This is a genomic window from Vibrio sp. HENC-03 (genome assembly GCF_000305755.2).
In the GTDB taxonomy this organism is placed as follows: domain Bacteria; phylum Pseudomonadota; class Gammaproteobacteria; order Enterobacterales; family Vibrionaceae; genus Vibrio; species Vibrio owensii.
Genome location: NZ_JH976112.1, coordinates 1 through 12,609, shown reverse-complemented (window position 1 = coordinate 12,609; position 12,609 = coordinate 1). Strand labels below are relative to the sequence as shown.

8 protein-coding genes are annotated in these 12,609 nt (G+C 46.3%); all 8 read right to left on the bottom strand.

Annotation, left to right across the window (positions count from 1 at the left end; translation table 11 throughout):
- Positions 1-259: 259 nt before the first annotated feature.
- The 8 genes from rpoC to secE all read right to left on the bottom strand — a co-directional run bounded on the left by rpoC (position 260) and on the right by secE (position 12,282).
- Positions 260-4,462 (bottom strand): DNA-directed RNA polymerase subunit beta', encoded by a 4,203-nt coding sequence (rpoC, locus tag VCHENC03_RS16855; RefSeq protein WP_005433640.1) that lies wholly within the window; start codon positions 4,460-4,462, stop codon positions 260-262.
- Positions 4,463-4,567: 105 nt separating this feature from the next.
- Complete coding sequence (rpoB, locus tag VCHENC03_RS16860; RefSeq protein ID WP_009705466.1) at positions 4,568-8,596, bottom strand: DNA-directed RNA polymerase subunit beta; 4,029 nt, start codon at positions 8,594-8,596, stop codon at positions 4,568-4,570.
- A gap of 250 nt (positions 8,597-8,846) precedes the next feature.
- Entirely contained in the window at positions 8,847-9,215 is a 369-nt protein-coding gene (gene rplL, locus VCHENC03_RS16865) for a 50S ribosomal protein L7/L12 (protein ID WP_009705465.1), read from the bottom strand.
- A 57-nt stretch (positions 9,216-9,272) separates the two neighbouring features.
- Positions 9,273-9,767 carry a 50S ribosomal protein L10 gene (gene rplJ / locus VCHENC03_RS16870; RefSeq protein WP_009705464.1) on the bottom strand — a complete coding sequence of 165 codons (495 nt, stop codon included), beginning with the start codon at positions 9,765-9,767 and terminating at the stop codon, positions 9,273-9,275.
- Positions 9,768-10,060: 293 nt separating this feature from the next.
- Positions 10,061-10,762, bottom strand: a complete 702-nt coding sequence (gene rplA, locus VCHENC03_RS16875) for a 50S ribosomal protein L1 (protein ID WP_005384683.1) — start codon at positions 10,760-10,762, stop codon at positions 10,061-10,063.
- Between the two features lie 4 nt (positions 10,763-10,766).
- Entirely contained in the window at positions 10,767-11,195 is a 429-nt protein-coding gene (gene rplK, locus VCHENC03_RS16880) for a 50S ribosomal protein L11 (protein WP_005440554.1), read from the bottom strand.
- 144 nt (positions 11,196-11,339) lie between these two features.
- On the bottom strand, positions 11,340-11,888 hold the full coding sequence (gene nusG / locus VCHENC03_RS16885; RefSeq protein WP_005440551.1) for a transcription termination/antitermination protein NusG: 549 nt from the start codon (positions 11,886-11,888) through the stop codon (positions 11,340-11,342).
- Positions 11,889-11,901: 13 nt separating this feature from the next.
- Positions 11,902-12,282: a preprotein translocase subunit SecE gene (secE, locus tag VCHENC03_RS16890; RefSeq protein ID WP_005440549.1), complete on the bottom strand. Its 381-nt coding sequence runs from the start codon at positions 12,280-12,282 to the stop codon at positions 11,902-11,904.
- Positions 12,283-12,609 lie beyond the last annotated feature (327 nt).

Genomic DNA, 12,609 nt, shown 5'->3' with positions numbered 1-12,609 from the left:
CGGGATTCGGGATTCGGGATTCGGGATTCGGGATTCGGGATTCGGGATTCGGGATTCGGGATTCGGCTCTATTTTGTCTTTTTAGGAACAAGTCCTGTCAACACCTTTCGAGAGTAAGCTTCTTGTAAATCCCCTCCAACAAACACCCCTCGACTCCTAAAGCGAAGCGCTCTCGACTCTCGGAGCGTAAGCGTTCTATTTGGCCTCCAAGAAACAAAAAAGGCACCCGAGGGTGCCTTTTCTTTTAAGCTCTTAACGATTATTCGTCAGAAGAGAAGCCTGCGTTTAGAAGTGCAGCTAGGTTATCTGTTGCTTGTTCAGCAGATGGACCTTCTTGCGCTTCAGCACGTTTAGCTTGACGATCTTGGTGGTATGCGAAACCAGTACCAGCTGGGATCAGACGACCAACAATTACGTTCTCTTTCAGACCACGTAGGTCATCACGCTTACCAGAAACCGCAGCTTCTGTTAGTACGCGAGTTGTCTCCTGGAACGATGCCGCAGAGATGAACGACTCAGTCGCTAGAGATGCCTTAGTAATACCTAGTAGCTCACGCTCGAAACGTGCTGGCTCTTTGCCTTCAGCTTCTAGGTTACGGTTAGCAATCTTAACTTGTGAGTATTCAACTTGCTCACCAGGTAGGAACTCAGAGTCACCAGCGTGAGTAATTGTACACTTACGTAGCATTTGACGAACGATAGTCTCGATGTGCTTATCGTTAATCTTAACGCCTTGTAGACGGTAAACTTCTTGTACTTCGTTAGCGATGTACTGAGTTACAGCGTGTACGCCACGTAGACGTAGAATGTCATGTGGAGACTCTGGACCATCTGCGATCACGTCACCACGTTCAACACGCTCACCTTCAAATACGTTCAACTGACGATGCTTAGGAATCATCTCTTCGTAAGTATCACCGCTGTCGCGAGTGATAACTAGACGACGCTTACCTTTCGTTTCTTTACCGAAGCTCACAGTACCTGTGTGCTCAGCAAGGATCGCAGGCTCTTTAGGCTTACGAGCTTCGAATAGGTCAGCTACGCGTGGTAGACCACCGGTGATATCTTTGTTACCGCCAGATTTCTGAGGGATACGAGATAGTGTGTCACCAATGCCAACTTCAGCGCCATCTTCGATGTTTACAATCGCTTTACCAGGTAGGAAGTAGTGAGCTGGCATTTCTGTACCAGGGATCATTACATCGTTACCTTGCTCATCAACAAGTTTGATAGCCGGACGCATATCTTTACCTGCTGCTGGGCGAGCTGCTGGGTCAGTTACTTCGCTTGAAGATAGACCTGTTAGGTCATCTGTTTGACGAGAAACTGTAACACCGTCGATCATGTCTACGAACTGGATGCGACCTGCCACTTCAGTGATGATTGGCATGGTGTGCGCTTCCCAGTTAGCAACAACTTCACCAGCTGTTACTGCGTCGTTGTCGCCTTTGCTTAGCATCGAACCGTAAGGAAGTTTGTGCTTCTCTTTAGTACGACCGAATTCATCAATGATAGTTAGCTCAGATGCACGAGACGTGATTACTAGCTTCTTATCTTTGTTGATTACGAACTTAGCGTTGTGCAGTTTAACTGTACCAGTTGTCTTCGCTTGGATGCTGTTCTCTGCTGCTGCAGTAGATGCCGCACCACCGATGTGGAACGTACGCATCGTAAGCTGTGTACCCGGTTCACCGATAGACTGAGCAGCGATAACGCCTACTGCTTCACCTTGGTTCACTAGGTGACCACGTGCTAGGTCACGACCGTAACACTGTGCACAACAACCGAAGTCAGAATCACAAGTAACTACAGAGCGCACTTTCATGCTGTCTACTGAGTTCTCTTCCATGATCTGACACCACTTCTCATCAATTAGAGTGTTACGTGGGATCAGAACATCTTCTGTACCTGGCTTAAGAACGTCTTCAGCTACTACACGACCTAGCGCTAGCTCAGTTAGTGCAACTTTAACATCACCACCCTCGATGTGAGGCATCATGTCAACACCCTCGTGAGTGCCACAGTCATGTTCAGTTACAACAACGTCTTGAGCAACGTCTACTAGACGACGAGTTAGGTAACCCGAGTTCGCTGTTTTCAGTGCCGTATCCGCAAGACCCTTACGAGCACCGTGCGTTGAGATAAAGTACTGAAGTACGTTTAGACCTTCTTTAAAGTTCGCTGTGATCGGCGTTTCGATGATTGAACCATCTGGACGCGCCATCAGACCACGCATACCCGCTAGCTGACGAATCTGAGCTGCAGAACCACGAGCACCCGAGTCAGCCATCATGTAGATGCTGTTAAACGATTCTTGTTGCTCTTCTTCACCGTCACGGTTAACTACCGTTTCCGATGAAAGGTTTGCCATCATCGCTTTTGCTACGCGATCGTTGGTCGATGCCCAGATATCGATAACTTTGTTGTATCGTTCGCCCGCAGTAACAAGACCAGATTGGTACTGTTCCTGGATTTCACGTACTTCTTCTTCCGCCTCTGCGATTTCAGTGTACTTAGCTGGCGGTACAACCATATCGTCGATACCAACAGATACACCAGATAGTGCCGCGTATGCGAAACCTGTGTACATGATTTGGTCAGCGAAGATTACAGTGTCTTTCAGACCTAGCTTACGGTACGCCTCGTTTAGTAGGTTAGAGATTTGCTTCTTACCTAGCTTTTGGTTAACGATGCTGTACGGTAGACCAGCTGGCACGATTTGCCATAGCATTGCACGACCGATAGTTGTATCAACCATCTTAGTCTCTGTTGTGCTGTTGCCGTCTTCGTCTACAACTGTTTCTGTAATACGTACTTTAACGCGTGCGTGAAGTTCAGCTTGCTTAGTGCGGTATGCTTTCTCAGCCTCTGCTGGGCCAGAAAGGTACATGCCTTCACCTTTCACGTTGATCTTGTCACGAGTCATGTAGTACAGACCCAATACAACGTCCTGAGAAGGTACGATGATCGGATCACCTGACGCTGGCGACAGAATGTTGTTTGTCGACATCATCAGAGTACGAGCTTCAAGCTGTGCCTCTAGAGTTAGAGGTACGTGAACCGCCATTTGGTCACCATCGAAGTCCGCGTTGTACGCCGCACACACTAGTGGGTGTAGCTGGATCGCTTTACCTTCGATTAGTACTGGTTCGAACGCCTGGATACCTAGACGGTGAAGTGTAGGTGCACGGTTCAATAGTACTGGGTGTTCACGGATTACTTCGTCTAGGATATCCCAAACTACCGCTTCTTCACGCTCTACCATTTTCTTAGCAGCTTTGATTGTAGTCGCAAGACCACGAGTCTCTAGCTTGCTGTAGATAAATGGTTTGAATAGCTCAAGTGCCATCTTCTTAGGAAGACCACACTGGTGTAGACGAAGGTATGGACCTACTGTGATTACAGAACGGCCAGAGTAGTCTACACGTTTACCTAGAAGGTTCTGACGGAAACGACCTTGTTTACCCTTGATCATATCAGCAAGAGATTTCAGAGGACGTTTGTTAGAACCTGTGATCGCACGACCACGACGACCGTTATCTAGTAGCGCATCAACAGACTCTTGCAGCATACGCTTTTCGTTACGTACGATGATGTCCGGAGCAGCTAGCTCTAGAAGACGCTTCAAACGGTTGTTACGGTTGATCACACGACGGTATAGGTCGTTCAGATCTGAAGTCGCAAAACGACCGCCATCTAGTGGTACTAGAGGACGTAGATCTGGCGGAAGAACTGGAAGTACAGTCAGGATCATCCACTCTGGGTTGTTACCAGATTGAATAAACGCTTCTACCAGTTTCAGGCGCTTAGTGACTTTCTTACGCTTAGTTTCAGAGTTAGTTGTTTCTAGCTCTTCGCGCATTTGTTCAGCTTCAGCGTGCATATCCATAGAACCTAGTAGGTCCTTGATAGCTTCTGCACCCATCTTAGCAGTGAACTCGTCGCCCCACTCTTCTAGACGATCCAGATACTCTTCTTCAGTAAGCATCTGAGATTTTTCTAGATCAGTCATACCTGGTTCAGTTACTACGTACATTTCGAAGTAAAGAACACGCTCGATATCACGTAGTGGGATATCCATTAGTAGACCGATACGAGACGGTAGCGATTTTAGGAACCAGATGTGAGCTACTGGTGATGCTAGCTCGATGTGGCCCATACGGTCACGACGAACTTTAGTTTGTGTAACTTCTACACCACACTTCTCACAGATAACACCACGGTGCTTCAGGCGCTTGTATTTACCACAAAGACATTCGTAGTCTTTAACTGGACCAAAGATACGCGCACAGAAAAGACCATCGCGCTCAGGTTTGAACGTACGATAGTTGATCGTTTCAGGTTTTTTAACTTCACCGAAAGACCATGAACGGATCATGTCCGGAGAAGATAGACCGATTTTGATAGCATCAAATTCTTCGGTCTTATGCTGTGCTTTTAGAAAGTTTAATAAGTCTTTCACAATCAGCTCCTGTAAGGAGTTAAAAGGAGCTCACTCGCTAAAGTGAGCACCTTCTACCAAATAATCGCTTTTTGATTCTCTCAACCTTAGTCAAGAGAAAAGAGATTACTCTTCGTCTTCTAGCTCGATGTTGATACCTAGCGAGCGAATCTCTTTCAACAGTACGTTGAACGATTCTGGCATACCAGGTTCCATGCTGTGGTTACCGTCTACGATGTTTTTGTACATCTTAGTACGGCCGTTAACGTCATCCGACTTAACCGTTAGCATTTCTTGTAGAGTGTAAGCAGCACCGTATGCTTCTAGTGCCCATACTTCCATCTCACCGAAACGCTGACCACCGAACTGAGCTTTACCACCAAGTGGTTGCTGAGTTACTAGGCTGTACGAACCAGTTGAACGAGCGTGCATCTTGTCATCAACAAGGTGGTTCAGTTTCAGCATGTACATGTAACCTACAGTTACAGGACGCTCAAACTGGTCACCCGTGCGACCATCAAACAGTTTTAGCTGACCAGATTCTGGTAGGTCTGCTAGTTTCAGTAGCGCTTTAATAGACGCTTCTGGTGCACCGTCAAATACTGGAGTCGCGATTGGTAGACCGCCACGTAGGTTCTTGATCAGAGTACGAACTTCGTCATCAGATAGAGAAGCAATGTCTACTTTCTGGCGAGTTTCGCCTAGGTCGTAAACTTTTTGTAGGAACTCGCGGAATTTCGCTAGTTCTTGCTGCTCTTTAACCATCTGGTTGATCTTGTCACCGATACCTTTCGCTGCCAGACCTAAGTGTACTTCTAGGATCTGACCGATGTTCATACGCGAAGGTACACCCAGTGGGTTAAGTACGATGTCTACAGGCTGACCTTTCTCATCGTATGGCATGTCTTCAACAGGGTTGATCTTAGAGATTACACCCTTGTTACCGTGACGACCCGCCATCTTATCACCAGGCTGGATGCGACGTTTAACCGCTAGGTAAACCTTAACGATCTTCAGTACGCCAGGTGCTAGATCATCACCTTGAGTGATCTTGCGACGCTTAGTTTCGAATTTCTTATCGAAATCAGCTTTTAGCTCGTCCCACTGCTCAGCAAGTTGCTCAAGCTGTGATTGTAGTGCATCGTCTTCTAGCGTTAGTTCTAGCCACTTCTTACGATCAGTCGTGTCTAGTTTCGCTTCAGAGTAACCACCATCGATCAGTACAGCTTTAACGCGGTTTAGAAGGCCACCCTCAAGAATCTGGAATTCTTCAGTTAGGTCTTTCTTCGCTTCTTTAAGCTGCATTTGTTCGATTTCAAGCGCACGCTTGTCTTTCTCTACGCCATCGCGAGTGAAGACTTGAACGTCGATAATCGTACCTGATACAGAGTTAGGTACACGTAGTGAAGTATCTTTAACGTCAGATGCTTTTTCACCGAAGATTGCACGTAGTAGCTTCTCTTCAGGCGTTAGCTGAGTTTCACCTTTAGGTGTTACTTTACCAACTAGGATGTCGCCACCCTTAACTTCAGCACCGATGTAAACGATACCTGACTCGTCTAGTTTAGACAGAGCAGATTCACCTACGTTTGGAATATCAGCAGTGATCTCTTCAGAACCAAGCTTAGTATCACGCGCCACACAAGTAAGTTCTTGGATGTGGATAGTCGTGAAACGGTCTTCTTGAACTACGCGCTCAGATACTAAGATCGAGTCTTCGAAGTTGTAACCGTTCCAAGGCATGAACGCGATACGCATGTTTTGACCAAGCGCTAGTTCACCAAGGTCTGTTGAAGGACCATCAGCAAGAACGTCACCGCGTGATACAGGTTCACCTGGCATCACACATGGGCGCTGGTTAATACATGTGTTCTGGTTAGAACGTGTGTATTTAGTCAGGTTGTAGATGTCGATACCAGCTTCGCCTGGTACTAGCTCTTCTTCGTTCACTTTAACAACGATACGAGAAGCATCTACTGACTGGATTACACCACCACGTTTAGCAACTGCAGTTACACCTGAGTCAACTGCTACGTTACGTTCAATACCAGTACCAACAAGCGGTTTGTCAGCTTTCAGTGTTGGAACTGCCTGACGTTGCATGTTCGCACCCATCAATGCACGGTTCGCATCATCGTGTTCTAGGAACGGGATAAGCGATGCAGCGATAGATACAACCTGGTTTGTCGCAACGTCCATGTACTGAGCGTGCTCACGAGGGTGTAGACCAGATTCACCTTTTTGACGAGCTGTGATCAGCTCATCTGCAAAACCGCCTTCTTCAGTTAGCGCAGCGTTAGCCTGTGCGATAACGAATTGGCCTTCTTCGATTGCAGATAGGTAATCTACTTCGTCTGTAACAACGCCATCTACAACGCGACGGTATGGTGTCTCTAGGAAACCGTACTCGTTACAACGCGCAAACGCAGATAGAGAGTTGATCAGACCGATGTTTGGACCTTCCGGCGTTTCGATAGGACATAGACGACCGTAGTGAGTTACGTGTACGTCACGTACTTCGAAGCCAGCACGTTCACGAGTTAGACCGCCAGGACCCAATGCAGAAATACGACGCTTGTGCGTTACTTCTGATAGCGGGTTGTTTTGGTCCATGAACTGTGAAAGCTGTGAAGAGCCAAAGAATTCTTTAACAGCTGCAGAGATTGGTTTCGCGTTGATCAGGTCTTGAGGCATGATTGCGTCAAGATCGCCTAGGCTTAGACGCTCTTTAACTGCACGCTCAACACGTACTAGACCTACACGGAACTGGTTCTCAGCCATTTCGCCTACAGAACGGATACGACGGTTGCCAAGGTGGTCGATATCGTCCACTTCGCCTTTACCGTTACGGATCGCGATAAGCTTCTTCATCACTTCAACGATATCTAGCTCGTCAAGTGTGCCTTGCTCTTGAGCATCTTCACGGCCGATAGAGCTGTTGAACTTCATACGACCAACAGTCGATAGATCGTAACGCTCTTCAGAGAAGAATAGGCTTTCGAATAGTGCTTCTGCAGCTTCTTTTGTTGGTGGCTCGCCAGGGCGCATCATGCGGTAGATTTCTACCAATGCAGAAATACGATCAACAGTGCTGTCGATACGTAGTGTTTCTGACATGAATGGACCGTGGTCTAGATCGTTGGTGAACAACGTTTCTAGTGATTTGTGGCCAGCCTGAGATAGGTTCGCTAGTGCTTCCAGGCTAATTTCCTGGTTAGCGTTAACAATGATCTCGCCTGTTGCTTCGTTGATGTAATCTTTCGATGCAACTTTACCAACGATGTACTCAACTGGTACTTCGATGTGATCAACGCCATCTTTTTCTAGTTGGCGGATATGACGAGCCGTTACGCGACGACCTTGCTCAACGTAAGTTTTACCGTTCGCTTCGATGTCGAATGACGCAGTTTCACCACGCAGACGATCAGGAACCAACTCCATTAGTAGAGTTTGGTCTTTCACTTCGAAGTTCACTTTCTCGAAGAAGATATCTAGGATTTCTTCTGACGTTTTACCAAGTGCACGAAGGATGATCGAAGCTGGTAGCTTACGACGACGGTCAATACGTACGTATAAGTTATCCTTAGGATCGAACTCAAAGTCTAACCATGAGCCACGGTAAGGAATTACACGTGCGTTGTATAGAACTTTACCTGAAGAGTGGGTCTTACCCTTATCGCTGTCGAAGAACACGCCTGGGCTTCGGTGCAGCTGGGATACGATAACCCTCTCGGTACCGTTAATTACGAAGGTACCATTGTCTGTCATAAGCGGAATTTCGCCCATGTAGACTTCTTGTTCTTTAATGTCTTTTACAGTACCTGCTGGCGCGTCTTTATCAAAGATAACTAGGCGTAGTTTTACACGTAGTGGCTTTGAGTAAGTTACACCGCGGATTTGACATTCTTTAACGTCAAAAACTGGCTCACCAAGACGGTAGCTAACGTATTGCAGCTCAGAATTGCCGTTGTAGCTCTGAATTGGAAATACAGAACGGAAAGCAGCTTCAAGACCGTATTGACCTTCAGGATCCTGTTCGATGAATTTGTCGAACGAATCGAGCTGGATCGATAGCAGGTATGGAATGTCCAAAACTTGTGGACGAGTACCAAAGTCCTTACGGATGCGCTTTTTCTCGGTATAAGAGTAAACCATGGGGTTCCTCAGCTCGCTGATAAGTGACCCAAACCGTCCGCCCGCACCTAGTTACTTAAGGGGGGTAAGGGACAGTGACTAAATAGCTGTTTACTGTAGTGACATCTCATTGCGTAGGAATGAAATGTTTTTTGCATGGACATGAGACGCTTAAACAGCGGGAAAATTCGCTCATGCCCTACAGCGCAAAAAGGCCGGTGGTTAAAAAACCACCAGCCATTAGCCGTTAGGCTATGAAATTAAGTAATAATTACTTAACTTCAACAGAAGCGCCTGCTTCTTCTAGCTGAGCTTTAAGAGCTTCAGCTTCAGCTTTCTCAACGCCTTCTTTTAGAGGTGCTGGAGCGCCGTCTACAAGAGCTTTAGCTTCTTTAAGACCTAGGCCAGTTGCGCCACGTACTGCTTTGATAACAGCAACTTTGTTGCCGCCAGCTGCAGTTAGGATTACGTCAAATTCAGTTTGCTCAGCTGCAGCTTCGCCGCCTGCTGCGCCACCTGCAACTACTGCAGCAGCAGCAGATACACCGAATTTCTCTTCCATAGCTTCGATTAGTTCAACAACTTGCATTACAGACATTTCTGCAACTGCGTCTAGGATTTGCTCGTTAGTAATAGACATAACAATTCTCTTTTAAGTCAACAATAAGTTTATTTTGCAACCAGTAAAAAGCAAGGCTTAAGCCGCTGCTTCTTCTTTTTGATCGCGGATAGCAGCGATAGTACGTACCAGCTTGCCAGCAGAAGCTTCTTTCATGCACATCATTAGGCGTGCGATTGCTTCGTCGTAAGTTGGTAGTGTTGCTAGTACTTCAGCGTCAGTTAAAGCGCCTTCAAATGCAGCAGCTTTGATCTCGAAATCTTTGTTCTCTTTAGCGAAGTCTTTGAAAAGACGCGCTGCAGCACCTGGGTGCTCGTTAGAGAACGCGATTAGAGTAGGACCAGTGAAAGTGTCAGTTAGACACTCGTAGTCTGTACCCTGAACCGCACGACGTGCTAGAGTGTTACGCACGACTTTCATGTAAACACCCGCTTCGCGAGCTTGTTTACGTAGAGAAGTCATCGCGCCAACTTCAACGCCACGAGAATCAGCTACAACTGCAGAAAGTGCACCACTGGCAGCTTCGTTGACTTCAGCAACAATTGCTTTTTTGTCTTGAAGGTTTAAAGCCATCTTGGATTTACTCCTGGTTGTCGTTACACCACTCACTATCATCACGACAGTGAGAGCTATTGAGGTGCATTCCCAGAAGAAAGTTAACTATTTACATAGAGCTTTCTGTCAGTTCGGGCACCATCTACGTAGGATGATTAAGTTTGTTTTGAGAACAAACACCTACGGTCTTGGACGGAGACTGGGTCTTAATTCATTTCGAACTAGGAGACAGTTCAAAGAACCAATGTTCAGCCCCAACCACAAATATTAGGCGCAAAATTATACACAAATTTTGCGCCTAAGCAAATAAATTATGCTTGAGTGTTCAGGCTAGCCTGATCAACAGCAACACCAGCACCCATAGTAGTAGAGATGCTTACTTTCTTCAGGAAAGTACCTTTCGCTGAAGATGGCTTAGCTTTCTTCAGAGCAACTAGAAGAGCTTCTAGGTTTTCTTTGATCTGCTCAGCAGAGAAGTTTGCTTTACCTATAGTAGTGTGGATGATGCCGTTTTTGTCGTTACGGTAACGAACCTGACCAGCTTTAGCGTTCTTAACCGCTTCAGCAACGTTAGGAGTTACAGTACCAACTTTAGGGTTTGGCATTAGACCGCGAGGACCTAGGATAGTACCTAGTTGACCTACAACGCGCATTGCATCTGGAGAAGCAACAACAACGTCGAAGTTCATTTCGCCTTTCTTAACTTGCTCAGCAAGATCTTCCATACCAACGATGTCTGCGCCAGCTTCTTTAGCTGCTTCAGCGTTTGCACCTTGAGTGAACACTGCAACGCGGATTTCGCGACCAGTACCGTGAGGTAGTACAGTTGCACCACGTACGTTCTGGTCAGATTTACGAGCATCGATGCCTAGGTTAACAGCAACGTCTACAGACTCAACGAATTTAGCAGTAGCTAGTTCTTGAAGAAGAGCAACAGCTTCGTTGATTTCGTATTCTTTAGTTACGTCAACTTTTTCGCGGATTACGCGCATGCGCTTAGTTAGTTTTGCCATCTTATTAACCCTCTACCACTAGGCCCATTGAACGAGCAGTACCAGCGATAGAACGCTTCATCGCTTCGATGTCAGCACCAGTCATATCAGCAGCTTTAGTTTCTGCGATTTCTTGGATTTGAGCGTCAGTTACAGTGCCCACTTTTTCAGTGTTTGGACGACCAGAACCAGACTTAACGCCAGCAGCTTTCTTAAGAAGAACAGCAGCAGGTGGAGTCTTAGTTACGAACGTGAAAGAACGGTCGCTGTATACTGTAATAACTACTGGAGTTGGTAGACCTTTCTCAATAGATTCTGTTTTTGCGTTGAACGCTTTACAGAATTCCATGATGTTCACACCGTGTTGACCTAGAGCAGGACCAACTGGTGGACTTGGGTTCGCAGCGCCAGCAGCAACTTGTAGCTTGATGTAAGCTTCAACTTTCTTAGCCATGATATTTCCTAAAGTTTGGGTTCAAACGCTAGTCTGCTGACCAGCTCCCCGTTTACGTAAAATCTCTTTACTTCATGAGAAGTAAAAAGGCGCGAAATTATAGTCATAATTCGCGCCTTAGACAACCCTTAAAAAGGTGTTTTTTTAATCAAGTTTTTCAACTTGACCAAATTCAAGCTCAACTGGTGTTGCACGACCAAAGATCGATACAGACACTTTCAGGCGGCTCTTCTCGTAATCCACTTCTTCAACAGTACCATTGAAGTCAGCAAATGGACCTTCGTTAACACGTACCACTTCGCCCGCTTCGTACATTGTACGAGGACGAGGAGACTCACTCGCTTTCTCGAGACGGTTAAGAATCGCGTCAGCTTCTTTATCTGTGATAGGTGCTGGACGGTCTGAGGTACCACCAATGAAGCCCATGACACGCGGCACACTGCGTACTAGGTGCCATGATTCATCGTTCATAATCATCTGAACAAGGACGTAGCCTGGGAAAAACTTACGTTCAGATTTACGACGCTGACCCGCGCGCATTTCCACTACTTCTTCAGTAGGAACTAGTACTTCACCGAATAGCTCTTCCATAGCGTGCATTTTGATATGCTCACGTAGAGACTGAGCTACACGACCTTCAAATCCAGAGAAGGCTTGAACTACATACCAGCGTTTTTTTGGAGCTTCACTCATGAATCACTACCCTCTATACCCCAGTTGCTAGAGCAACTAAACGAACCATGATGCCGTCAATTCCCCATAGCACTAGAGCCATTACAATACTTACAGCTAAAACAATCAGTGTCGTTTGCATGGTTTCTTGGCGTGTAGGCCAAACAACCTTACGAACTTCCATACGAGATTCTTTTGCAAAACTGATCGCTGCTTTACCTTTAGTCGTTGTCGCAGCAACGCCTAGGGCAGCTGCAATAAGAACAACAACGCCTGCAGCACGAACAACTACAGACATTTCACCATACAGGTAATTACCCACAACAGCGGCCGCTGCCAATACGAAAGCGGCAATCCACTTAAACGTATCTGCTGCGTTTGAGCTATCAGGAGTTTCAGCATTATTTGCTTTCATAAACCAACCTGTCACAAGTCTTAATATAGACGACAATAACCCCGCTGTTGCAGGGCAAACTCCATATCGCTGATAAAATCAGCGTTACTCTCTTAAGATTAAGCCTCTCCGCTTAATCTTGCTCTACTCTCAACCAAATTTTGAACAAGAAAACAGCTAAAATAATATTGAGTGCAGAAAAAGGGCATCAAATGATGCCCTTTTTGATACTGGTTCGTCAAATCTAATTCAAGATTTTCCGAAGACATTCGTTTAATTCGTTAAGAATTAGTCGAAGATCTTAGCAACAACACCAGCACCTACAGTACGGCCACCTTCACGGATAGC

Bases quoted from the DNA above. Each gene is read 5' to 3' on its own strand.
- rpoB (WP_009705466.1), bottom strand. From the start codon at position 8,596: ATGGTTTACTCTTATACCGAGAAAAAGCGCATCCGTAAGGACTTTGGT.
- rplL (WP_009705465.1), bottom strand. From the start codon at position 9,215: ATGTCTATTACTAACGAGCAAATCCTAGACGCAGTTGCAGAAATGTCT.
- rplJ (WP_009705464.1), bottom strand. From the start codon at position 9,767: ATGGCTTTAAACCTTCAAGACAAAAAAGCAATTGTTGCTGAAGTCAAC.
- rplA (WP_005384683.1), bottom strand. From the start codon at position 10,762: ATGGCAAAACTAACTAAGCGCATGCGCGTAATCCGCGAAAAAGTTGAC.
- rplK (WP_005440554.1), bottom strand. From the start codon at position 11,195: ATGGCTAAGAAAGTTGAAGCTTACATCAAGCTACAAGTTGCTGCTGGC.
- nusG (WP_005440551.1), bottom strand. From the start codon at position 11,888: ATGAGTGAAGCTCCAAAAAAACGCTGGTATGTAGTTCAAGCCTTCTCT.
- secE (WP_005440549.1), bottom strand. From the start codon at position 12,282: ATGAAAGCAAATAATGCTGAAACTCCTGATAGCTCAAACGCAGCAGAT.